20 protein-coding genes are annotated in these 24423 nt (G+C 61.0%); 13 read left to right on the top strand and 7 right to left on the bottom strand.

Features of this window, described 5'->3' with window-relative positions:
• Positions 1-19: 19 nt before the first annotated feature.
• Positions 20-679, bottom strand: coding sequence for a nitroreductase (locus HMPREF7215_RS05925; protein WP_009164808.1), 660 nt, complete (start codon positions 677-679; stop codon positions 20-22).
• Positions 680-1313: 634 nt separating this feature from the next.
• On the opposite strand from HMPREF7215_RS05925, the gene HMPREF7215_RS05920 reads away from it, so the two are divergent.
• From HMPREF7215_RS05920 to HMPREF7215_RS05870, 12 genes are all read left to right on the top strand, one after another.
• Positions 1314-2078, top strand: a complete 765-nt coding sequence (locus HMPREF7215_RS05920; RefSeq protein WP_009164807.1) for a hypothetical protein — start codon at positions 1314-1316, stop codon at positions 2076-2078.
• A gap of 32 nt (positions 2079-2110) precedes the next feature.
• Complete coding sequence (gene pepF / locus HMPREF7215_RS05915; RefSeq protein WP_009164806.1) at positions 2111-3961, top strand: oligoendopeptidase F; 1851 nt, start codon at positions 2111-2113, stop codon at positions 3959-3961.
• A gap of 157 nt (positions 3962-4118) precedes the next feature.
• A complete protein-coding gene (gene murI, locus HMPREF7215_RS05910; RefSeq protein WP_009164805.1) occupies positions 4119-4922 on the top strand; it encodes a glutamate racemase in 804 nt (267 codons plus the stop codon).
• Positions 4923-5058: 136 nt separating this feature from the next.
• Positions 5059-5601, top strand: a complete 543-nt coding sequence (locus HMPREF7215_RS05905; protein ID WP_040550666.1) for a DUF6305 family protein — start codon at positions 5059-5061, stop codon at positions 5599-5601.
• A gap of 9 nt (positions 5602-5610) precedes the next feature.
• Complete coding sequence (locus tag HMPREF7215_RS05900; RefSeq protein ID WP_009164803.1) at positions 5611-6897, top strand: TRAP transporter large permease subunit; 1287 nt, start codon at positions 5611-5613, stop codon at positions 6895-6897.
• A 14-nt stretch (positions 6898-6911) separates the two neighbouring features.
• A complete protein-coding gene (locus HMPREF7215_RS13175) occupies positions 6912-7055 on the top strand; it encodes a hypothetical protein (RefSeq protein ID WP_009164802.1) in 144 nt (47 codons plus the stop codon).
• Positions 7056-7068: 13 nt separating this feature from the next.
• Positions 7069-8214 carry a succinylglutamate desuccinylase/aspartoacylase family protein gene (locus HMPREF7215_RS05895; protein WP_009164801.1) on the top strand — a complete coding sequence of 382 codons (1146 nt, stop codon included), beginning with the start codon at positions 7069-7071 and terminating at the stop codon, positions 8212-8214.
• A 70-nt stretch (positions 8215-8284) separates the two neighbouring features.
• Positions 8285-10006, top strand: coding sequence for a gamma-glutamyltransferase (gene ggt / locus HMPREF7215_RS05890; protein WP_009164800.1), 1722 nt, complete (start codon positions 8285-8287; stop codon positions 10004-10006).
• 492 nt (positions 10007-10498) lie between these two features.
• Positions 10499-11458 carry a TAXI family TRAP transporter solute-binding subunit gene (locus HMPREF7215_RS05885; protein WP_009164798.1) on the top strand — a complete coding sequence of 320 codons (960 nt, stop codon included), beginning with the start codon at positions 10499-10501 and terminating at the stop codon, positions 11456-11458.
• A gap of 136 nt (positions 11459-11594) precedes the next feature.
• Positions 11595-12122, top strand: coding sequence for a DUF1850 domain-containing protein (locus HMPREF7215_RS12400; RefSeq protein WP_009164797.1), 528 nt, complete (start codon positions 11595-11597; stop codon positions 12120-12122).
• 14 nt (positions 12123-12136) lie between these two features.
• Positions 12137-14125: a TRAP transporter permease gene (locus HMPREF7215_RS05875; RefSeq protein ID WP_009164796.1), complete on the top strand. Its 1989-nt coding sequence runs from the start codon at positions 12137-12139 to the stop codon at positions 14123-14125.
• A gap of 322 nt (positions 14126-14447) precedes the next feature.
• Positions 14448-15983, top strand: coding sequence for a hypothetical protein (locus HMPREF7215_RS05870; RefSeq protein WP_040550651.1), 1536 nt, complete (start codon positions 14448-14450; stop codon positions 15981-15983).
• Positions 15984-16075: 92 nt separating this feature from the next.
• Here HMPREF7215_RS05870 and pepT read toward each other — a convergent pair whose 3' ends face one another.
• The 6 genes from pepT to HMPREF7215_RS05840 all read right to left on the bottom strand — a co-directional run bounded on the left by pepT (position 16076) and on the right by HMPREF7215_RS05840 (position 22949).
• Entirely contained in the window at positions 16076-17311 is a 1236-nt protein-coding gene (gene pepT / locus HMPREF7215_RS05865) for a peptidase T (protein WP_009164794.1), read from the bottom strand.
• Between the two features lie 120 nt (positions 17312-17431).
• Complete coding sequence (locus HMPREF7215_RS05860) at positions 17432-18415, bottom strand: ABC transporter ATP-binding protein (RefSeq protein ID WP_009164793.1); 984 nt, start codon at positions 18413-18415, stop codon at positions 17432-17434.
• A 15-nt stretch (positions 18416-18430) separates the two neighbouring features.
• Positions 18431-19420: an ABC transporter ATP-binding protein gene (locus HMPREF7215_RS05855; RefSeq protein ID WP_009164792.1), complete on the bottom strand. Its 990-nt coding sequence runs from the start codon at positions 19418-19420 to the stop codon at positions 18431-18433.
• Between the two features lie 13 nt (positions 19421-19433).
• Positions 19434-20315 carry an ABC transporter permease gene (locus HMPREF7215_RS05850; RefSeq protein WP_009164791.1) on the bottom strand — a complete coding sequence of 294 codons (882 nt, stop codon included), beginning with the start codon at positions 20313-20315 and terminating at the stop codon, positions 19434-19436.
• Positions 20316-20329: 14 nt separating this feature from the next.
• Complete coding sequence (locus tag HMPREF7215_RS05845; RefSeq protein WP_009164790.1) at positions 20330-21259, bottom strand: ABC transporter permease; 930 nt, start codon at positions 21257-21259, stop codon at positions 20330-20332.
• A gap of 169 nt (positions 21260-21428) precedes the next feature.
• Positions 21429-22949 carry an ABC transporter substrate-binding protein gene (locus HMPREF7215_RS05840; RefSeq protein WP_009164789.1) on the bottom strand — a complete coding sequence of 507 codons (1521 nt, stop codon included), beginning with the start codon at positions 22947-22949 and terminating at the stop codon, positions 21429-21431.
• A gap of 825 nt (positions 22950-23774) precedes the next feature.
• On the opposite strand from HMPREF7215_RS05840, the gene HMPREF7215_RS05835 reads away from it, so the two are divergent.
• Positions 23775-24422: a TrkA C-terminal domain-containing protein gene (locus HMPREF7215_RS05835; protein ID WP_009164787.1), complete on the top strand. Its 648-nt coding sequence runs from the start codon at positions 23775-23777 to the stop codon at positions 24420-24422.
• Position 24423 lies beyond the last annotated feature (1 nt).

The following is a 24423-nucleotide window of genomic DNA, read 5'->3' as shown; positions in this document are numbered from 1 at the left end:
TTTTCATCGAAAACCACGATCAGACGAAGTGCACGTTCTCGCCCGCTTCGGCGCGCCCGGATCTGAACTGGCCCATGGGCTGGTCTTTGGCGGGGAAGCCGAGCGCCACGGTGATCATGACGCGGCGCTCGGCGGGCAGGCGCAGGAACTCGCGGATGGCTGGCTCGACGATCAGCGTGTAGGCGATGATGCAGCTGGCAAGGCCGTGCCCGGCGGCGGACAAGCACAGGGTCTGCGTGAACATGCCGATGTCGAGGAGATGCAGGGGGCTGGGCTCGCCGTCCATGCAGACGATGGCGGCGGCCGGCGCGTCGAAGAAGCGCAGGCAGCGGCCGATGAAACTTTTCGGCTCCCAGCCCTGGCGCTCGAGAACGGGCGCCAGGGCGCCGCTCAGTTCGCGGGCGCGGGCCTGCCACGCGGGCATTTCCCGCCCGGCGTGCATGGGCACGCCCCGGCCCTGACGAAAGGCTTCGTCCATCTTCGCGCGCAGGGCGTCGAGGCGTTCTCCGGCGACGACATAGGCTTCCCACGGCTGGGCGTTTTTGGCCGAAGGCGAAAACGTGGCGTATTTCAGCACCGACGCGAGCAGCTCCGGCCCCGGCGGCGTGTTTTCGAAGGCGCGGCAGGACCGGCGCGCGGCGATGCCGGCCAGCAGTTCTGTAGATTTTTCATCGTTCATTTCGTGATTCCTCCTTGGGAAATCAATGATTCCCTTGAAAAATTATAACGCCGGCCGGGAACGCCGGCAAGCGGACGTTCGCGGCCTCCCGGCCGAAAACGGCGCCGCGAAGCCGCTCCTGCCGCGGTCTATGCCGTCGCCGCCCGCCTGCGTCCGGCAAACCACGCGCCGACGTCGTACAGGGGCACGTTGACCATCCATTCCTGCTCCCGGTACGGCGAAAGCGACGTGCGCACGCTGAGGGCGGGGCCGTATTTGGCATGGAAGGCTCTCAGGCTCTTGGCCTGAAGGTTCTCCGCCGCGAAAAGCGTAAAATATCAACAAAACTCGTCCGTAAAAGTGTAAAAAACTACATTTTTACGGACGAGTTTTTGTTGGCAGTCTGTCATGAGTTCTCGCACGAAGCCGAACGAGAGGGAGAGTTCCCTTCGCGCCGGCGTAACCGGGGCGAGGCGCGTGCATTTTTGCCCCGACGTCTTTTCGGTGTCGTTTTGCCGTGTCGCGCGGGCTGTCTTCTTGCCGCCGCCTGCCGCAGGCTATATAATCGTGGCGGAGCGTGCGGAACTGCCTGCGCGGACGGCGGGATGTCTTGCGCCGGAGCGGGCGGAAAATTTTTTCGGGGAGATGAAGCTGAATGATGCGTTTAAGATACTGGAGCGCGTTTTTGGCGGCCGCGGCGCTGGGCGCTGCCGTCCCGGCTTCGGCCGCGGCGCTGACGAAAGCGGAAGTGGAGGCCCGCTGGCAGCGGCTGACGGCGGCGCAGGAGGCCCGCGCGGCGGGCGAGGCGAAGGCGGCGGAGCTGCGCCGGACGCTCGACGGTCAGATTCTCGAGGGCTCTTTGTACTCGCTGTGGCGGCGCTGCGTCCGGGGCGAGGGGCCGCAGCGGCTGCAGGCGGCGTGGAGCGTTTTGCGCGTCCACGTGCCGGGCGGCGACCCGAGCCGCTGGGACGAGGTGGGCTCGTTCGAGCTGCCGTCGGAAACGCCGCGGGCGTTCATGGTGATCGACGCGCTCTATGCGGCGCTGATCGAACTGCCGCGCCGTGAAGGCGGCGAATGGCTGGCGGCCGGGCTGCTGCGCGATTTCGCGCGCTCGCCGCACGGGCGTTACGATTTTCTCGGCGTCTGTCCGGCCCCGGTGGCCGAAGCCGTGGCGGATATCGTGGCGCGCACGGGGCTGAGAGGAAACTGGCGGCCGCGCCGGGTGGTGGGGCGTCTGCCGATCGCCCGCCCGGTGCGCGGCACGGTCACCGACTCTTATGCGCGCGGCGAGGACATGCAGTTCCTCGACGGCGCGGGCATCCCGGCGGGCAACGGATTTTACGCCTGGGACCGGCCCTCGGGGCGGATCTACCGCATCAGTCTGCACGATCGTAAGCTGTTTTTCATTCCTGGTTTTTGAACGTCGGAGAAGATGAGAAAGGGAGTTGCGAAATGACGGAGAACGAAACGAAGGCATCGGGCATCGCCGGCGACGCGGGCTACGCGGCGCCGCTGTACGAAACGCGCGCGGAGGTGCCCGAGGCGGCGCGCTGGAAGCTGGAAGACATTTACGCCGCGCCGACGCAGTGGGAAGCGGAGGCGAAGGAAGCGGAAGCGACGGCGGCGGAACTGGCGGCCTGCCGGGGGCGCGTGATGGATTCGGCCGCGTCGCTGCTGAAGGCGATCACGCTGGACGAGCGTCTGGATTATCTGCTGGGGCGGCTGTACTGTTACGCGGTGATGCGCAGCCACGAGGACACGGCGGCGGAAGGGCCGAAGGCGCTGGCGGCGCGCGCCACGCAGCTGAGCGTTCGGGCGGCCGAGGCGTCGGCGTTCCTGTCGCCGGAGATCCTCGCCGCCGACGAGGCGAAAATCGAGACCTTTCTGGCGCAGGAGCCGAAACTGGAACTGTACCGCCTGATGCTGCGGCGCATCCTGCTCGAGAAAAAACACGTCCTTTCCGCCGAACAGGAAGCCGTCATGGCGGCGATGGGCGAGCTGGCCGGGGCGCCCGACGAGATCTTTTCCATGCTCACCGACGCGGACATGCAGTTCGGCGAGATCGCCGACGAAAAGGGCGAAAAGCGGCCGCTGACGCAGGAAAGTTACGGCCGCTACATCTCTTCGCCGGATCGCCGCGTGCGCCGCGAAGCGTTCGAGGGCATTCACCGGACGTTTGCGAAGTTCCGCAACACGCTGGGCGCGACCTATGCGGCCAGCGTCAAGAAAGACGCCACCTTCGCGCGCCTGCGCCGCTATGCTTCGGCGCTGGAAGCTTCGCTGTACGGCAACGAGATCCCCGTGTCCGTCTACGACGGGCTGGTCGCGGCGGTGAACGGAAAACTGCCGGCGCTGCACGAATACGTGGCGCTGAAGAAAAAAGCCCTCGGCGTGGAACGCATGGAGCCGTGGGATTTGTACGCCCCTTTCACGAAGGAACTCAAGCGGACGTTCAGCTACGAGACGGCGCAGAAGCTGGTGCTCGAAGCCGTCGCGCCTCTTGGCGAGGAGTACGCGCGGGCCATGCGGCGCGCTTTCAGCGAGCGCTGGATCGACGTGTACGAGAACCGCGGCAAGCGCAGCGGCGCCTATTCGTGGGGCTGCTGGGGCGTGCATCCCTACATGCTGCTCAACTACGGCGGCACGTTCAGCGACGTCTCGACGCTGGCCCACGAGGGCGGGCACTCCATCCACACGTGGATGTCCAACGCCGCCCAGCCGCAGGTCTACGCCGGCTACACGCTGTTCGTCGCCGAGGTGGCCAGCACGGTCAACGAGACGCTGCTGGCGGAGCATTTGCTCGGGAACACGCGCGACCGCGAGGAGAAGATCTTTCTGCTAAGCCAGCAGCTCGAGCTGATCCGCCTGACCATCTACCGCCAGACGCTGTTCGCCGAGTTCGAACGCGACGCGCATGCTCTGGCCGAAAAGGGCGAACCTCTGACGCCGGAGCTGCTGAACCGTATGTGGAGCAAGCTGTACACGCGCTACTATGGCGAAGAAGTCGGCGCCAATCCCGATCTGGCCGCGGAGTGGTCGCGCATCCCGCACTTTTACAATGCCTTTTACGTTTATCAGTACGCCACCAGCCTTGCGGCGGCGCTGGCGCTGGTCGACCGCATCCTCGCCGGCGGGCGCGCCGAGCGCGACGCCTATCTGAATCTGCTGCGGGGCGGCTGCTCGAAAGACCCGATCAGCCTGCTGCGCGACGCCGGCATCGATATGAGCACGTCCGAGCCGGTGGAGCGGGCGCTGGCCGTGTTCGAGCGCAAAACGGCGGAACTGGGGGAGCTGCTGCGGTAAAACGGCTTGCGGCGGCCGGACGCCGGGATTTTAACGGCGGGGATCCATTGCAATGCATTTAACGAAAAACGTTCGGCCGGACGCGCATGTCCGGCCGTTTTTTTGTGCTAGAATACTGTCAGGCAAGGTCCAAAATTCAGATAAAGAGGGGAGTCCTATGGATAAGCTGAGTCCCGTGGGCGTTTTCGATTCCGGAGTGGGGGGCTTTTCCGTCGTCAAGGAAATACAAAAAGTCCTGCCGGGAGAAGATGTGCTCTATTACGGCGACAGCGCCAACATGCCTTACGGCAACAGATCGGGCGAGGAGATCCTGCATCTGACGCGCCAGATCCTCGCGTTTTTGGAGCGGCGCGGCGTCAAGGCGGCGGCCGTGGCCTGCAACACGATTTCTTCGCTGATCGACCGGTACCGCGACGATTATCCGTTCAAGATTTTCAGCGTCATCGAAGCGGGCGCCGCTTCCGTGGCGACGCTGGACGCCGATTGCGTCGGCGTGATCGGGACCGTCTTCACGGCGCGGTCGGGGGCGTACCATCGCCTCATCAACGCCGTCCGGCCGGAAATGAAGGTCTACGCCCAAGGCTGTCCCAATCTGGCGCGCCTGATCGACGGCGGCGACCTTCGTCCCGAATCGATCGATCCCGAGCTGCGCGCGGCGGTGGAACCGCTGTTGGCACAAGCGCCGATCCGGCACCTGATCCTGGGCTGCACTCACTATCCGTTGGTTTCCGGGTATCTGAACCGTCTTTATCCGCAGCTGACGCTGATCGACCCCGCTCATGAGCAGGCGCTGGCGGTGAAGCGTTTTCTCGAATCGCAGGGGCTGCTCAACGACGCCGGCTCCGGCAGCCTGGAGCTGAACACGTCCGGAGACGCGGCACAGTACGCCGAAGCGGCGCGGCGCTTCGGCCTGAAGGAGCCGCGCGCGATCAACACCGTCGCGGCCGCTCAGCCGCTTTAGACAGAGGGCAAAAATGCCCTCCGCGCTCTCGACGGCGCAGGGGGCATTCCTGGTGGCGCCCAAACGCGCCGCCGCAACGATTGTCGAGCGCGGCCGTTCCCGACGGCCAAATCAGAGGAGGCTGGTTTTTGTGAAGATGAGAAGAGTTTTTTCCGCGATGATCGCCGTGTTTACCCTGGCGACGGCCGCTTGCGCCGCCGACGTGGCCCTGACCTCGATCGGCCAGGGGCCCGATGCGATGATGGTGAAAGTGGTTATGCGCGCCCTGAAGGTGGTTCCCGATTATGATGCGCTGATGAGGCCCGAAGCGCTGCAGAACCAAAAGGTTCTGGTCGCCGTCGTCGGCGGGAGTTCCAAGGGGCTTGGCGCGGCGGGCATCGACAAGGAAGAAGAAGTGGCGCGTGCGAAGGCCCTGCTCGACGCGGCCGCAAAGAAGGGCGTGAAGGTCCTGATCATGCACGTGGGCGGCGAGGGACGCCGCGGCACTCTGTCCGACCTGTTCATCAACGCGGCGGCTCCTTACGCCGACGGCATGATCGTCGTCGACGGCGGCAACTCCGACGGGGTGTTCGACAAGTACGCCGACGAAAGGAAGATCGTCATCCAGACCGCTCCCAACGTGAAGGGGACAAAGGAACCGCTGGGCAAGTTCCTCGCCGACTGGAACGTGGCTCAGTAAGGCGCGCCCATGGAGTGGTTCTGGCCGGAAGGTTTTTATACCTTCCTTATGATCGCAGTTTTCGCTTTTGGCGCTTTTTGCTGGAAGCTGCCTATCGCCGTGGCCATGGCTTCAGCCGCGATCGTGGGCGCGCTGGCCGGCGGCGAGGGGTTCCCGCTCCGTCATTTTGTGGAAGGCCAGTTCGGCTATCTGAACACGATCCTTGTGATCGCCACGGCCATGATCTTCATGAAGGTCATCCTCAGGATCGGACTGCTTGACGCGCTGTCGGCATGGCTGATTTGCAGGTTCCGCCGTTTCCCGGCGCTGCTCAGTATCGGCCTGATGCTGATTGTCATGGTCCCCGGCATGATCACCGGCTCGTCCACGGCTTCCGTGCTAACCACGGGGGCGTTGGTCGCGCCGGTGCTGATGGCGCTGGGAGTTGACAAGGTCAAGACGGGAGCGATCATCTCCATGGCCGCCCTGCTGGGAATGATCGCGCCGCCGATCAGCATTCCCGCGATGATCATTTGCGCGGGCGTCGATATCCCTTACGTGGGGTTCGCGCTGCCGTTGCTGATCTGCACGATGCCTCTGGCGGTCGTTTACGCGCTGACGATGATTTACCCCGCGATCCGTAAATGCGAAGACACGCAGGCCCTTGAAGGGCACCTGAAAACGATGGAGCGCGAGAAGCTCGGTTTCCGCCTCGCTCTGCCCGTGATCGTGCTGGTTGCGCTGTTTGTCGTCGAGCAGGCGCTGGCTTCCGTCTGGCCGGGCCTTGGCATGCCGCTGATCTTCCTCGTTTCCGCGGCGGCGGGATTTTTCGCGGGAGTGAAATGGAACTTCGTCGACACGGTCACCGAGGCGATCGACGACTGTCTGCCCGTGCTCGGCATCCTCATGGGCGTGGGCATGTTCATCCAGATCATGACGCTGGTCGGCGTGCAGGGCTTTATTGTCGTCTCGACGCTGAGCCTGCCGAGCTGGACGCTCTATCTCGGCATTGCGCTGATCATCCCGCTGTTCGGAGCGGTCTCGTCTTTCGGCGCTTCTTCTGTGCTGGGAGTTCCCTGTCTGTTGGCTATGCTCAGCAAGGATTCCGTCGTCGTCGCGGCGGCTCTCAGCCTTGTGGCTGCGCTGGGCGATTTGATGCCGCCGACGGCGCTGGCCGGTATTTTCGCCGCGCAGGTGGTTGACGAGGAGAACTATTTCAGGATCCTCAAAAAATGTCTCTGGCCGAGCTTCATCCTCGACGTCTGGGGCATTCTGATCATCATTTGCAGCAACGATATCGCTGCTTTGCTCAAATAGGGAGGGAGAGCCTGATGACGCTAATCTACAGAGGAATCGTGCTCTTCGTGCTGATCTTCGTGCTGCGCTGCATGTTCAAAGAGCGCTCGTTCTGGAAGCAGGTCACCGGCGCGATGGTGCTTATACCGCTGGTCCTCCGGCTGCTCATGATCAAGTAAGGAGGCCGGTGCGATGGAAGAGAGCTATAAGGTCAAAGGCAGTCCTTTCACGGCTGTCGTGCTGTGCGCCTTGGTCGGACTGATCTGCTGGCTGACAGCGCAGTCGTTCATGTCCATGTGGAAGGCGGATGTCTTTTATCCGGCGTCGGGATTCGAACGGCATATGCTGTCCGAATGGGAACCCGCCTTGAAGGGGACTCACGGCGACACGCCCGTTTACATTCAGAAAGGGGCCGAAGAGGGCGGCACGGTCTTCGTTATGGGCGGCACGCATCCTAACGAGCCTGCCGGCTATATGGGCGCCGTCATGTACCTTGAGCGCGCGCGGGTGAACAAGGGGCGCCTGATTGTGCTGCCCTGCGCCAATATGTCGGCGTTCACTCACAACTCGCCGCAAGACGCGGCGCCCCAGCGCTTCCACATTCCCCAGGAAGGAGGAAAGGCGCGGGTGTTCAAGTACGGTTCGCGAGCCACCAATCCAATCGACCAGTGGCCGGAGCCCGACGTGTATATCCACTATCCTTCCGGTCAGAAACTCGACGGCGGTTCGCGCAGCAATCTGAACCGTTCCTATCCCGGCACGAGGAACGACGGTCTGACGCAGCTGGTCGGCCTCGCCATCGTCGAACTGCTGAACAAGGAAAACGTCGATCTGGCGTTCGACCTTCATGAAGCTTCGCCGGAATACCCCGTCATCAATGCGACGGTCGCCCATGAACATTCCATGGAGCTGGCCGCGATGGTCACGATGGAACTCGAGATGATGGGCATTCCCATGCGGCTCGAACCTTCGCCGGTGAACTTTCGCGGTTTGAGCCACCGCGAGTGGGGAGATCACTGTCCGAATGTGATCCCGATCCTGATGGAAGCCGGTAATCCGGCGCAGGGGCGTCTGCGCGGCCACACCGATGAGGCGCTGGTGCTCACGGGGCACGACAAGGCCTACATGAAAGCCGCCAAGCTCGGCGTGCTGTTCATCCCCTACGAGGATCGGCAGCCGCTTGAATTGAGGACGGCTCGCCACGTCGCAGCCATGAGCAAGTACATCGAACTGCTTGGCGACGTGCGCCCCGGCAAGGAAATCGTCGTGGAGGGCATCCCTTCGTATGAAGAGATCAACGAAAAAGGGCTCGGCGCCTGGCTGGCTCCGGCGAGGTAGTTGTTTTATGGAGTTGGGTTTCAAGGCTGCGGAGCGCTTTGCAGCCTCAAAATACAAAGGAGGGAATGGTATGAAGAAGTTGGGCGCAACGTTGGCATTGGCTCTGGTCGCCGCTGCTGCATGCGGGGCCGGCGCCGCGGAGGTTAAGGATGTTTACGCCGAACATGGCATGGTGGCTGCGGCGCACGAACTGGCGGCCAAAGCCGGCGTCGAGATCCTGCAGAAGGGCGGCAATGCTATCGACGCGGCGGTCGCCACGGCTCTGGCGCTGAACGTCGTGGAATTCAACGCGTCCGGTATCGGCGGCGGCGGATTTATGACCTTCTATTCGGAAAAGACGAAAGACGTGATCTGCCTCGATTACCGCGAGCAGGCTCCCGCTTCGGCCACCAAGGATATGTTCGCGTCCGAGCAGGCCAAGAAGGAAAAGTGGTCGGCCTACGGCGGCAAGTCCGTCGGCGTGCCCGGCTGGCTGAAGGGCATGACCTACGCGCTCGAGAACTACGGCACCATGACCTTTGCCCAGGTTGCCGAACCAGCCATCCGTCTGGCCGAGGAAGGTTTCGTCACCGACCCGGCCCAGAAGGGATTCATTCAGGACCATTTCGAGACGCTGAACCAGTTCAACGAACCCGGCACGCTGCCTTTCTTCGACGAGGTCGGACTGCCCATCGAGGGCGGCACGCTTCTGAAACAGCCGGCGCTGGCCAAAACGTTCCGCCTGATCGCCGAGAAGGGGATCGACGTGTTCTACAAGGGCGAGATCGGCGAGGCCATTTGCAGGGCCGTGGAGCGTACCGGCGGCAAGATGACCATGGAGGATCTTGCCAGCTATCGGATGTACGTTCGCAAGCCCGTCGTCGGCACCTATCGGGGCTACCGGATTTATTCCGTGCCTCCCGCGTCGTCCGGCGGCACGCATGTGGTCCAGCTGCTCAACATCATGGAAAACTACGACGTCAAGAACCTGGGATTCAAGTCCGCGAAGAAGGTTCATGTCTTCGGCGAGGCGACGAAGATGATGTTCGCCGACCGCAGCAAGTACATGGCCGACACGGCTTACGCCAAAGTCCCGCTGGCGGGGCTGCAGTCCAAGGAATACGCCAAGGAAGAAGCCGGCAGGATCACCGACGCGATCGTCGACAAGCCGGAAGCGGGCGATCCCTGGAAGTACGACACGGCGGAGAAGACTTCTTTCCTCGGCGGCATGGGAGACGAGCGTTTCTCGACTTCCAGCTTCTCAGTGGCCGATCAGTTCGGTAACGTCGTCACTTCGACCAACACGATCAACTTCTTCATGGGGTCTTCCGTGTTCGTGCCCGAGTACGGTTTCCTGATCAACGACGAGATGGACGACTTCGCTTCCAATCCGGAAAGCGTCAACGCCCCCGAACCCGGCAAGCGGCCTTTGTCCTGCATGAGCCCCACGATCGTGCTCGATCCCGAAGGGCGTCCTTTCATGAGCATCGGTTCGCCCGGAGCGACCCGCATCATCACCGCCGTGGCCCAGTGCATCATGAACGCCGTCGACCACGGCATGACGATGGACGAGGCGATCGAAGCGGCGCGCTTCCATAATCAGAGCGGCAACGAAATGAGAACCGAAAACGATCGCTACGACAAAGCGCTTCTTGACACGCTCGAACTGATGGGCTACAAGATCTCGCTGCAGGAACCGCTGTACACGGGCGGCGCCCAGGGCATCATGTTCAACTGGAACGCCAAGGGCACCGACAAGTTCCTCAACGGCGGCGCCGACAGCCGCCGTTTGGGAGCGGCCGTCGGCTTCTAGCGGAAAAACGCGATCCGGATATCGATCGATGAACAAAGCGCGGAGAACCGACGGTTCTCCGCGCTTTGTTGTTTGCGGCGGCGCCGGGATCCTTTGGGGAGCATGATTTCCCGTTGCCGAAAGGGTTTGCGGCAATGGAGCGAGGCGCCCCGGTCGAGGCTCTTTCATCTCCGCGCCGGGAATATTCCGGGCGTCGGTTTCGCGAGTCGTGGCGGAGACGCCGCGACGCATATAATACCGCGTGATTTTATAGAAGCTGACATTCTCGTGGGGAATGTTCTGTAAAATGTGGAACTCGCCGCGCCGTCGGGGAGGAATAACACGACAGGAAATCGCATAACGCCGCTTGAAATGTCTCTCATACAAGGGACGTTTGCTATTGTATACTTTGGTTCGGGGACTTCTCAAAGCCGGGTTAAAAATGTATAATAACGCCAAGGGGAAGATTCATTTCTCTGAAGATTCATATCTTATTCTGTGGAGGGGATACGGATGAAGAAATCAAGAGTTTTGGCAGTTGCGCTCGCGGGGCTTTTTGCCGCTTCGACGGCTTTCGCGGCCAGCCAGTTCATCATGGGCACGGGCGGCACGTCGGGGACCTATTATCCTCTGGGCGGCGCCATCTCCCAGATCATCACCGACCATTCCGACGGCAAGGTCGCCTGCGTAGCCCAGGCGACGGGGGCTTCCGTCGAGAATCTGAATCTGCTCAACGCCGGCGACATCGACCTGGCTCTGGTGCAGAACGATACTGCCGATTACGCCAAGCGCGGCGTGATGTTCTTCAAGGCGCCGCTGGCGAACGTGACCGGCATCTGCCGCATTTATCCCGAGCACATTCAGGTTGCCGTCAACGCCGACAGCGCCATCAAGTCGCTGGAGGACTTCAAGGGCAAGAATATTTCCGTCGGCGCGCCCGGCTCCGGCAACGAAGCGAACGCCCGCCAGATTTTCGGCGAGATCGGCCTGTTTGACGGCGCCAATTACGTAGGGTTTACGCCTCACTTCCTGTCCTACGCCGAGGCGACGTCGCACTTCAAGGATCGCCTGATCGACGGTTTCACCTTCACGACCGGCGCGCCCAACTCGGGCATTCAGGAGATCGTCACGTCTCAGCCGCTGCGGTTCCTCGAGATCAAGGGCAAGCTTCGCGACGACATCATCGCCAAGTATCCGTTCTTCGCTCCGGCCGTGATCGAGAAGGGCACGTACAGCGGCCTTGACCACGACGTCGAGACCATCGCCGTGCAGGCCTGCCTTGTGGCCCGCCGCGACATGTCGGAAGACGAGGCCTACGCCGTCACCAAGGCCATTTTCGAGAACCTCGAAGCGCTTGGCAACGCGCACGCCAAGGGCAAGAATCTGACGCTCGAGCACGCTCTCGACGGCATGACGCTTGACATTCACCCCGGCGCCCTCAAGTATTACAAGGAGGTCGGCCTGGTCAAGTAGGCAGGGCTCGGAAGTCTGGAGCTTTCCCAAGCGGAAGGAGTCGGAAGGCTCCTTCCGCTTTTTCAGGAAAAAGCGCGGCTTTTCATTCTGCCGGCGGCGTGCGGAGGAGAGGACGAGAGGACGAGAGGACGTGAACATGAAAAAATCCCTGGGGCGTGTGTCTCTTTTCATCTTTTCGCTTGTGGCTGTCGCGGGGATCCTGTTTTGCGTGCCGCAGCAGTATCTGACCGTGACGGATGAACGGGGAGCGGTGGTTTATCTGCGTCCGGTAAAGCTGGGAGAGCGCTACACGGTGCGTTTTATCCATTCGGTGGCGCGGCGCCCGGTGGACGAGATCTACGAGATCGCCCCGGACTGCTCCATTCTGCGCGAAACGGTTTACGACATGATGGGCGCGGGGCTGCCGACGGGGCCTCTGGATGGCCAGACGTTCACGGTCGAGGACGGCGCGTATCGCATCAGGGGCTTCCATCTGAGGCTCCCCGCCGTGACCTACCGCATCAGCAAGGTCGCGGCGGATCACACGCTGTTTGTCGGCACGGATGAATTCAAGCTGAAACATTGGGTGTCCGCTCCGGGGAAGCCGCTGACGTTCTCGGTCCACGAAGGAAATCTGTCCGAACTGCTGAAGTTTAAATGTCGGAACATGCTGTGGAGAGTATAAGGGGGTATGGGAATATGGATGAAATGAGGAAAGAGTCAGGCGCGACGGAGCTGCTGCAGGAGAAAAAGCAACTGAATGCCGACACGGTGGCCGGCGACCAGAGCGCAGTCCAGGAAAATCTCGAAAAGTACGACACGGAATCGCGTTATCGCCGTCCGGACGGCTTCTGGGGCAAGGCGATCAAGCTCATCTGCATCGTCTTTTCTCTGTTCCAGTTCTATACGGCCGGTTTTGGCGTGCTGCCGGCCCAGATTCAGCGTCCCTTGCACGTGTTCTTCACGTTCGTGCTGATTTTCCTGCTGTATCCTTCGTTCGCGTCGTTCTCCAGAAAGACGATGCATTGGCTCGACGTGCTGCTGGCCGCTCTTGCCGGTTCGACGATGATTTATCTTGTCGTCAATTACGAGGCGATTCTGTACCGCGGCGGGCTGCCGACGACGCTCGACCTGATCTTCGGCGCTCTGGCGATTCTGTTCACGTTCGAAGCGGCGCGCCGTATCGTCGGCCTGCCGATCGTGCTTGTCGCGCTGGCCTTCGTGCTCTACGCCCATTTCGGCAAGGTCATGCCCGGCTTCCTCGCTCACCGCGGTTTCAGCTGGACGCGCATCGTCAATCATATGTACCTGACCACTGAAGGGATTCTCGGCTCGCCCGTCGGCGTCTCTTCGACCTTCGTCTTTATGTTCATCCTGTTTGGCGCTTTCCTGAACAAGACCGGGCTGGGCAAGTTCTTCATCGATCTGGCCCTTGCCGCGGCCGGCCATCAGGCCGGCGGCCCGGCCAAAGTGGCCGTCATCTCGTCGGCGTTTTTCGGCACGATTTCCGGCAGTTCCGTGGCCAACACGGTGACGACGGGAACGTTCACGATCCCGTTGATGAAGAGCATCGGCTATCTGCCGCACTTCGCCGGAGCGGTCGAGGCGGCGTCGTCCACGGGCGGCCAGCTGATGCCTCCGATCATGGGGGCGGCGGCTTTCATCATGTCCGATTTCATCGGCGTGCCCTACATCACGATCGCCATTGCCGCCGTGCTCCCCGCCCTGCTGTACTACATGGCCGTGTTCGTCATGATCCACATGGAAGCCAAGCGCCTCGGTCTGCGGGGGCTGCCCAAAGAGCAGCTGCCCAACACGAAGAAGATCTTCCTGGCCGGCGGGCACCTGCTGATCCCGCTGTTCGTCATCGTTTACATGCTGATCAAAGGCTATACGCCGCTGAAGGCCGCGTTCTACAGCATTCTCTGGACGGTGGCCGTGGCCATGTGCCGCAAGAACACGCGCATGAGGCTGAGCGACATCGTCGCCGCTTTCGACGAAGGCGCCCGCAGTGCCCTTGGCGTGGCCGCGGCCTGCGCCTGCGCCGGCCTCGTGATCGGCTCCGTGACGCTGACCGGCATCGGCCTGAAGCTCGCCAACGGCATCGTTTCGCTGGCCGGGGGGCACCTGTTTTTCACGCTGGTGCTGACGATGGTCACTTCGATCCTGCTCGGCATGGGGCTGCCCACGACCGCCAAGTACATCGTGCTGGCCTCGATGGCCGCGCCCGCCATTCAGAAATTCGGCGTGCCCGTGCTGGCGGCGCACATGTTCATCTTCTACTACGGCATCATCGCCGACCTGACGCCGCCGGTGGCGCTGGCGGCCTACGCCGGCGCCGGCATCGCCGGAGCCAACCCGATGCGCACCGGTTTTACCGCCCTGCGTCTGGCCGTAGCCGGATTTTTGATTCCCTATTTCTTCGTCTACAGCCCCGAGCTGCTGATGATCAACGCCTCCGTCGCCAACACCACTGTGCCGGCCGCGACGGCGATCGTCGGTACGGTGTTGCTGTCCTTCGCGGCGGCGGGGTACTGGCTGCGCAATCTGAATTTGTTCGAGCGCGCCGTGATCTTCGCCGCTTCGCTGCTGCTGATCCAGCCCGGCTGGATCACCGACGTGGTCGGCGCCGGCGTCGGCGCGGCGATGTATCTGCTTCAAAAGATGACGTTGAAAAACAAAGCGTAACTGTTGCGTTCAATCCGGACCGGCTGCTGGGCAGCCGGCCCGGATTTTCTGTCGCAGCCCCGGCGCGGAAATTTCACCCTCTCGGGTGATGCGGGCGTCTCGTTTCATGGTAGGATACGGATGGCGGCGGCGCGCCGGAGCTCCGTGCGACGCGAAAAAACACCAAGAATATGCCGTTTTAGATAGTATTTTATTTAATATTATGCATTGAGGAAAAGGTTTCGGAATGATAAGATTCAACTCGGTAGTGCGCCTTTCGTAAGGAGGGCTGATGTGGTTCTTGCCGCAGGGCGAGACGAATATTTGAAAGGTGGAATATCTTATGAAGAAATTCCGTTCCGTTCTGGCCGCTTCGGCGGCGTTGGCGCTCCTGGTGTCTTCTGCGTTCGCTGCTCCCCGGCCGGGCGATCTGACGACCGGTCTGGTTGGCGGCGGCGACTGGGCCGCGTTCGGACTGCGCGACGCGCAGGCGCTGCTTAACAAACCGGCGGATTCTCTGCTGATGCGCGCCATGAAAATGCTGCCCGCCGAGCAGGTGAAGAACTACGCCGACAAGGCCGGCAGCTTCGACGTGCGCATCGCTCTGAAGTCGAGCCTCGACGAGGTCGATAAGCTGGCTCTGGCGATGGAGATGAAAGCGCCCCTGACCGCCGAGGATTTTGCGGCCGCCGGCAATTTCAAGGCCCCCGAGTTCACGGTGACCGCTCCCGAAGGCACGACCGTCACGCCGCTGGGCACGGTTGACTCCGAGGACGGCTCCATCGGCCTGATTTATTTGGCGACGCTGGAGCGCGACGGCGCCAAGTACCTGATCGGCGCGAGCGGCGATCCCGCCAACCTGGCCGTGATGGCCGGCGCTCCCGAGAACAGCGCCGTGGTGACGGCCCGCACGCCCGCCAACGTTTGGGCGCAGATGCAGATCTCGGCGGAGACGCTGGCCAAGATGGACGCGCCGCTGCCGCAGCCGCTCAGCCTCGAACTGGGGCTTGACGACACGGCGACGTCCGTGAAGGCGATGCTGTGGAGCAACCTTGTGGACGAGATCGGCGCCCTGATCGGCAAAGATCTGCGCGCCGTGCTCAACGGCGGCGCCGCGGCCAAAGCGCCGCTGGTCTGCGGCTCTTCGCCGCTGGCCGCTCTCGTGAACCTGTCCGCTTCCTTCCTGCCGGAGAACTTCAAGCTCGCCGACCTGATCGCCGACGCGGACATGCTCAAGGAAGCCGAGTCAGAAATCAATGGAGCCATTGGCGCCGTCGGCCTTGAGTGGGCGGACGTCGTCAAGATCCTGCGCGGCAACGTCACGCTCGGCGTGGCCGGCAAGCTGGCCGCTCCCATGGTGGGCGAAATCCCCGGCCTGTACCTGCACGTTTCCGACATCGACGCCGCCAAGGCGGCCGCGCTTGCCAACATGCTCGCCGAGCAGGGCAAGATGGTGGCCGGCGAACCGGCCGCCTACGACGCGGACGGCTGGAAGGGCTTCGCGTTCGCCGCGCCCGTCTCGGTCCTCGTCGCCAGCGGCGAAAAGGGCCTGCTGATCGCCGGCATGAACGCCGATCAGTTCGGCCAGGCCGCGGAAGCGGTTTCCGGCCTTGCGGCGGCGCTCGAGCCCCGCAACGTGGCGCTCGGCTTCGACATCAAAGTCCTGCAGCCCGTGCTGAAGAAGCTGTTCACCGACTTCGGCGACAGCGTCATGCCGGCGCTGGGCGGCGACGACGCAAAGGGCATCGTCTCCATGGTGCTGGATAACATGGGCATGGTCGACGCGATCAACCTGGTCAACGCCGACGCCGATACGCTCGTGCTCGAAGTGACGCCCAACGCCGAAATGGTGGGCGCGTTCCTGCCCGCGGCGCAGTAAAAACGTTCCCTCAGCGCGTTTCAAGAAGCAAAAAGCAAACGAACCGCCCCGCTGAAATTTCAGCGGGGCGGTTCGTTTGCTTGGCGCGCCGTTTATTTGATCTGTTTGCCTTCGGCGTAGAGCTGGACGATGTTGAGGATGACCTTGACGCTTTTTTCCATGGCGCCGACCACGGCGTACTCGTACTTGCCGTGGCAGTTGTAACCACCGATGAAGAGGTTGGGCGTGAGCAGGCCGCGGAAGGAGAGCTGCGAGCCGTCGGTGCCGCCGCGGGCGGCGATGATTTTCGGCGTGACGCCGGCCATCTCGTAGGCCTTGAGCGCGGTGTTGACGATGTCCATGCGCTTCTGCAGCGGCACGGCCATGTTGTAGTACTGGTCGTGCATTTCCAGCTCGGCCAGTTCGCGGCCCCAGCGTTCGTTGAGCTGGCGCACGAGCAGCCGGAAATGTTCCTTGCGCGCCTCGAATTTGGCGGTGTCGTGGTCGCGGATGATGTAGGTCATTTCCGCTTCTTCCACGCCGCCTGTGATCTCGGTCAGATGGTAGTACCCCTCGTACAGTTCCGTGTGGGGCGGCGTCTCGGCGGGCGGCAGCGAGGCGGCGAACTCCATGGCCACCATGGCGGCGTTGATCATCTTGTTCTTGGCGGTGCCGGGATGGACGGCGACGCCCTTGATCTTCACGTGCGCTTGGGCGGCGTTGAACGTCTCGTAGGAGAAGGTGCCCGTGCCGCCGCCATCGACGGTATAGGCGAAATCGGCGCCGTATCTGTCGAGATCCCACAGCTTGGCGCCGTGGCCGATCTCCTCGTCGGGGCAGAAACAGACCACGATCTTGCCGTGCTTGAATTCGGGATGCCGCGTCATGTATTCGACGGCGGTCATGATCTCGGCGACGCCGGCTTTGTCGTCGGCGCCGAGCAGCGTCGTGCCGTCGGTGACGATCAGCGTTTCGCCTTTGTGGTCGTTCAGCTCGGGGAAGGTTTTCGGCGACAGCACCACGTTTTCCGCGGCGTTGAGCACGACGTCGCCGCCGTCGTAGTTTTCGACGAGGCGGGGCTTGACGTCCTTGCCGGTCACTTCGAGGGCCGTGTCGATGTGGGCGCAAAAGCCGATGGCGGGCGCGCCTTCGCAGTTGGCGGGCAGGACCGCGCAGACGTACGCGTTTTCGGTGACCGTCACGTCGCCGAGGCCGAACGAACGCAGCTCTTCGCCGAGAGCTTTGGCCAGATCGTGCTGGCAGGGCGTGCTGGGCACGCAATTCTGCCCTTCGGCCGACTGCGTGTTGATTTTGACGTAACGGATAAAACGATCAACCAGTGAAGACATATAAAGATCCTCCTTCGAAAGATCAGCGAAAAATTGGCGGCGCGGAACTATTCTACCGCAAAAAAACGGCGTCATCAAAAAAGGGCCTGTGCGCGTCACAGGCCCTTTGTCGGAACGTATTTAACGGGCGTACTGGATCTTGCCGGTGAAATGGCAGGCCACGAAATGGTTCGGCTCGTACTCGTTCAGCTCGGGCGACTGCTGGCGGCAGACGTCTTGGGCGAAACGGCAGCGGCCCGCGAAGCGGCAGCCCTTGGGCGGATTGACGGGGCTGGGGACGTCGCCTTCGAGGATGATGCGGTCGCGCTTCTGTCCCACCTTGGGGATGGGAATGGCCGACAGCAGCGCCTGCGTGTAGGGGTGCAGCGGCTTCTTGAAGGTCGTCCTGTAGTCCGTCAGCTCCACGATCTTGCCCAGGTACATGACGGCGATGCGGTCGGACAGGTGTTTGACCACGCTGAGATTGTGGGAGATGAACACGTAGGTGTAGTTGTTCTCCTTCTGCAGCTGGTTGAGCAGGTTGAGCACCTGCGCCTGGATGCACACGTCGAGGGCGGAAACGGGTTCGTCGAGGACGATGAACTCGGGATCGAGCGCCAGCGAGCGGGCGATGCCGATACGCTGGCGGCGGCCGCCGTCCAGTTCGTGGGGATAGGCGCCGATCAGGCGGCGCGCCAGACCGACCGTGTCCATCAATTTGGTGATGCGGTCGTTCATTTCCTTGCGACTGGCGCAGAACTTGTTGACGATCAGCGGTTCGGCGATCAGCTCGGAAACGGAGAGGCGGGGGTTCAGACAGGAATAGGGGTCCTGGAAGACGATCTGGACCTTCTTGCGCATTTCCTTCATTTCGCCCTTGCTCAGGCCGACGATGTCGCGTCCCCAGAACTTCACTTCGCCGGACGTGGGTTCCAGCAGGCGGATCATGGCGCGGCCCAGCGTCGACTTGCCGCAGCCGGATTCGCCGACCAATCCCAGCGTCTCGCCGCGGTTGACGAAGAACGAAACGTCGTCGACCGCGTGGAGCAGACCGCGCGGCGTGTTGAAGTACTTCTTCAGGTGGTTGACAACTACCATTGGCTGGGTGTTCAGCTGTTCAGTCATAGTCATCGGCCTCCTTTAGTCGTTCTTCAGCGCCGCCGTGCGCACGGGGCAGGCGACGAAATGTCCGGGAACCACTTCGGTCATTTCCGGCGCGTTTTTGGAGCAGTCCTCCGTCGCGTAGGGGCAGCGGGGATGGAAACAGCAGCCCGAGGGCAGATTGGTGGGATCGGGCATCAGGCCGTGGATGACTTTCAGCTCTTCCTGCTCCGATTCGAGGTCGGGCAGCGAGTTGAACAGCCCTTCCGTGTAGGGGTGCAGGCGGTTGTTGTAGATCATTTCGGTCGTGCCGTACTCGACGACGCGCCCGGCGTACATGATGGCCACCTTGTCGCACATCTCGGCGACGATACCCAGGTCGTGGGTGATCATGATCATGGACGTCCTGAACTTTTCCTTGAGCTCGTGCATCAGTTCGAGCACCTGCGCCTGAATCGTCACGTCCAGAGCCGTGGTCGGTTCGTCGGCGATCAGCAGTGTCGGGTCGCAGGCCAGCGCGATGGCGATGACGACGCGCTGCTTCATGCCGCCCGAGAACTGGTGCGGGAAGGCGACGCCGCGCTCGCGGGGGATGCCGACCAGCTCGAGCATGTCGCCGGCGCGTTTGAGCGCGTCGGCCTTGGTGCCTTTCTGATGCAGCTCCACCATTTCGGCGATCTGCTCGACGACGGGGACGACGGGATCGAGCGAAGTCATGGGATCCTGGAAGATCATGGCGATCTTGCCGCCGCGGATGGCGCGCATCTGGCTTTCGGGCTTGCTGAGCAGGCTTTCGCCTTCGAAGACGATGTCGCCGGAAATGATCTTGGCGGGCGGCATGGGCAGCAGGCGCATGATGCCCAGCGCGGTGGTCGTCTTGCCGGCGCCGGTTTCGCCGACGAAGCCCAGCGTCTCGCCGGGCGCCAGTTTGAGGTTCAGACCTTCGACGGCGTGGACGCGGCCGCTCTCGGTGACGTAGTGGATCGTCAAATCCTTGATCTCGAGGAGCAAATCTTTGTTTTCGGACATGAGCGGCTCCTCCTTAGCGCTTCAGCTTGGGATCCAGGGCGTCGCGAAGACCGTCGCCGAGGAAGTTCAGGGCCAGAATCGTGAGCATGATGGCCAGGCCGGGATAGAGCGTCAGATGCGGGAAGTCGCGGATGTACTGACGCCCGCCGGAGAGCATGGCGCCCCATTCGGGATTGGGCGGCTGGATGCCCAGCCCGATGAACGACAGCCCGGCCGCGTTGAGGATCGCCGAGGCGACGCCCAGCGTGGACTGGACGATGATCGGGGCCATGCTGTTGGGAATGATGTGGCGCAGGATGATGCGCAGATCGGACGAGCCGACGGCGCGGGCCGCTTCGACGTACTCCATGCCGCGGATCGAGAGCACCGAACCGCGCACGATGCGCGCGTAGTTGGGAACGGCGGAAATGCCGACGGCGATCATCAAGTTATACAGACCAGGACCAAGGGCTGCGGCGATGGCGATCGCCAGTAGCGTCTGAGGAATAGCCAGCAGCACGTCCATGACGCGCATGATCACGTTGTCGAGCGTGCCGCCGTAAAAGCCGGCGAACGCGCCGAGCAGGCCGCCGACGACCAGCGAAATGCCGACGGCGATGAAACCGACCTGCAGCGACACGCGCGCGCCGAAGATCAGGCGGCTGAGAATGTCGCGCCCAAACTCGTCGGTGCCGAGCCAGTATTGGGCGGACGGCAATTCAAACATATGGAGAAGATTCTGTTTGGCAAAAGGATAAGGCGCCAGCCAATTGGCAAAGACAGCGCAGAACACCAAAAGCAGGATAAAACCCAGCCCAAACATAGCCAACGGACTCTTGCTCAGGCGGTGCATGACTTCAGCGAAGGGGCCGCGCTGTTTGCGTACTTGAGTCTCTGTGACGTTCAATTCGGCCATCGTATGAGCCTCCTCTATTTGTATTGCGCCTTAATACGCGGATCGACATAGGCATAGAGAATGTCAACCAACAGGTTGACAATGCTGAACGCTGTTGCGACGAAAAGCACGGCGCCCTGAACCATAGGATAATCGCGGGCCATAATCGATGTGACCATCAGACGTCCCAGTCCGGGAACGGCAAAGATCGACTCGGTCAGCATTGCGCCGGAGAGCAGATGCCCAAACTGCAGGCCGACAATCGTCATGACGGGGATCAGCGCGTTATGCAGCGCGTGGCCCCAGATGACGACGCGTTCGGTCTGTCCCTTGGCGCGCACCGTGCGGATGTAGTCGGCGCGGATGACCTCGAGCATCGAGGAGCGGGTCATACGCGTCACCATGGAGATAGCCTGTGCCGACAGCGCAAACGAGGGTAGGATCATTGCCTTGAACGTGTCGAAGCCTGACGAAGGAAGCCAGCGCAACTTGACGGAAAACAGCAGGATCAGCAGCAAGCCCAGCCAGAATACCGGCATCGACAGACCGATCATGGCAAAAATCATGGTGATCGTATCGAACACCGAGTATTGCTTGATGGCGGATATAATTCCGCACGGAAGGCCAATGATAACGGCGATGATCATTGCAAAACCGGACAGTTTGATCGTCGCTGGAAAAGCGGCCATCAGCTCTTTCATGACAGGGGTCTTGGAGGAATAGGAGCGGCCGATGTCGCCTTTAACGACAGCCTTGTAGATGTATTTGCCGAAACGGATCCAGAAGGGGTCGTTCAGGCCTTCTTTTTCTCTGAACTCCTGAATTGCCTGCTCCGTTGCAAGGTCGCCAAGCACCATCTTGGCCGGATCGCCGGGGGTCAGGTACAGCAACAGAAAGACGCAAAAAGCTACGCCGACAAGCACTGGGATGAGAAAGAGCACGCGGCGAAAGATGTAGCGTAACATAATCTGACCTGCCTTTCGTAAAAATAGGATCGGGGCGAAAAGAACCCCACAGAGGAACGTTGTTCCAGAGGAAGTGACTCACAATCAAAAAAACAGGGGAAATTGGGAAATTTCCCCTGTTTACTCTCACAGGACGCCACAGCAAAGGCTGTGATCTCTGATATCGATATTAGTCCTCGAAATACACGTCACGGAACGAATGAGTTTCATTGCCGGCGGGCTTGAAACCTTTGACGTTCTTCTGCGAACCGGCAACCGACTCGTCGTTGTGCAGGAAGACCATCGGACAATAATCGTTGATCTCCAGCTGAGCCTGCTTGTAAACCTCGGCGCGCTCCGGTCCGTCGGGCGTCTCGCGGCCTTTGGCGAGAAGTTCGTCAAGCTTGGGGTCGGAACTGAAGGTGTAGTTGGAACCGGCGTTCGTCTCCAGCAGACCGCTGATGGCGAAGTTGGGATCGGGCACGGAAGAGACCCAACCCAGTTCGAACATGTCGTGCTTCTTTTCCTGCAGGCCGTTCAGATAAGCGCCCCACTCCAAAACCTTGATCTCGGCCTTGATGCCGACCTCTTCAAGCTGAGCCTGCATGATCTGCGCCATGTCGATGCGTTCCTTGCGCTCGTTCGTCCAAATCTCGCAGTTGAAGCCATTGGGGAATCCCGCTTCGGCCAGAAGCTTTTTGGCCAGCTCAAGATCCTGCTTGTGCTCAGGCACCTCGTTGCCGATCGAATAAGTGATGGCGATGGGGACCAGCGTGGTGGGAACCATACCGACCTTCGCCAGTTTTTCCCACACGGCCTTGTGGATCAGCGTCGTATCGAGGGCGGCTCTGATGGCCTTGCGGACGCGAACGTCGCTGAAGGGGGCCTTTGTGCAGTTAAAGCCAAGGTATGTGATCGAGGACTGCGGCTCTTTGTAGAGCGTCAACTGATCGTTGTCGCGGATGCGGTTGATGTCGTTGCCGATGATGGGATAGGCAATGTCGATTCCCTTGGTTTCAAGCTCGATCGTGCGGTTCGTGGGCTCGGGGATCGCGCGCACTTCGAGATACTTGTAGGAAGGCTTCTTACCCCAGAAATCGTCGAAGCGCTCCAGAACGTACTTATTGCTCTTCTGCCATTCGACAAACTTGAAAGGCCCCGTCCCTACGGGAGCGGATCCCGGGGTGCCATAGCTGTCGCCGGCGGCCTCAGTCGCCTTTTCGTTGATGATGGAGCCCCAGCTGTGGGTCAGAGAGCCGAAGAAAGAATAATCCGGCTTCTTCAGAACGATGACAACGGTATAGTCGTCGAGAACTTTGACGTCGGCCACATTCTGCGAATAGGTTTTGATCTTCGCGCCCTTGTCGGTGGTCGCGCGCATGATCGTATATCTCACGTCGCTGGCCTTCAGCTCCTCGCCGTTGTGGAACTTGACGCCCTTGCGCAGGTTGAACTTGTACTCGGTGGGAGAGAGAAATTCCCAGCTCTCCGCAAGGCCGGGAACCAGTGTGCCGTCGCTGTCTCTGAAAATCAGCGTGTCGTACAGCTCGAAGCAGCAGCGCGAGCTGGGAACGTCATTGTGGCCGATAGGGTCCATCGTGGTGGCGTCGTACTGATCGGCGACGATCAGACGATCCTTGGCCGCGAAAGCGGTGCTGGCCGCCACGCCGAGAACGAGGGCCGCGAGAGCCAGAATGGTGCTTTTCTTCATGTAATGCCATCTCCTTCGATAGGATAAGAGCACTGAAAGCCAAACTGCCGTCCCGTCTCCCGCCAGCGCCCGCCGGGGACGGGATGGCGACATCGCGTCGCCGCCGCGCGGTCTGTCCCGCAGACCGCTTTGTTTCTCGATCCGCTTTCCGTCTTGTTCGTGTCCAAAGAAACGATCGCCGACGGTGCTCTTCCGAATGTTATTTATTGTTAGGAAAGCACGGCGAAAGACAGAAAATTTTCATGTGAATAATTATGCCTTATTCGGGGCTCGTCGTCAAGAAGATATAATTTTTAACTTGTCAAAGACAAGAAGTCAAAATTGCGCGAATATTTTCAAGGAGACTCCCGACGCTTTGAACCTGCTTCTTCGATGAACTCTTTCCCGCTTCTGAGGCGTCGGCCGTCCATATTTACGGGAATGTATCTGTTTGTCTTAACTAATCAATGGATTGTTCAATAACTTTGTCAAGAGTCCGCTTCGAAATCATGCCGGGCAATGACCGATCGTCAATCGGAAAAGCAATCTCCCGTTTTTAAAGGCCGTCTCCGCGGATCGGAGCTAATCCTAATTCTTGTAACATGGTTTTCTGGACGCTGCGGGGGAGTCCTGTCGCACAGGACTCCCCCGCAGCGCCCTTGCGTTCGGCTTTTTAATTAAGAAATAGTATGAAACGGTGAAGCCGTCGAGAGCCAGGGACGGCGCGTTCTTCAAGGGAATTTGACATTCTGCCAACTTATAAATTAAAATGAGTTGTCACGATCTCTGAAAAATTTTTCCGCAATGGATATTGCCGTACAAAAACCACCAGAAGAGGGGATTTCCATGAGGAAGGGGCATGGGCAGCCCGTTTATTCCAAAATCGCCTTTGATCTCGCCGTCAAAATTGCCAGCGGCGAGCTCAGGGAAGGGACGAAGATCACCGGACGCTCGTTGATGGGGACGCAGTACAAGGCGTCTCCGGAGACGATCCGGCGCGCGCTCTGGCATCTGAACGACGTAGGGGTCATTTCGACGCAGGACAACGTCGGTTCGACCGTCGTGTCCCGAAGCCATGCCGTGGAATATGTCGAGCATCGCCGGCTCGACAACGATCTGCTCGCTCTCAGAGCGCGGCTTGACGCCATGATCGCGGCGCGGGACGAGCTTAATCGAGACATCGACGCGACGCTTGGGCAGATCCTTGAACTGACTCAGCGTTTCCGGGACAGCGACCGGCTGCACATGTTCACGTTCAGGATCGGCGGAACTTTCCCCGCTCTGGGGGTCAGCATCCGCGATTTTCAGTTCCGGCAAAAAACCGGCGCCACGATCGTGGCGATCAGGCGGGACGATGAAACCATACTGTCGCCGGAGCCGTCGACGGAATTCAAGGTCAACGACGTGCTGATCGTCGCGTGCGGGGTGCAGCATATCGATAAAGTCCGCGAACTCATGGAGGACGGCGTTCCCAAGGCCCGCTGCAAAAGTTGAA

The sequence above is a fragment of the Pyramidobacter piscolens W5455 genome, assembly GCF_000177335.1.
GTDB classification, from domain to species: Bacteria; Synergistota; Synergistia; order Synergistales; family Dethiosulfovibrionaceae; genus Pyramidobacter; species Pyramidobacter piscolens.
The sequence above is the reverse complement of the archived record's forward strand: the minus strand, read 5'-3'. Positions and strand labels throughout refer to the sequence as shown.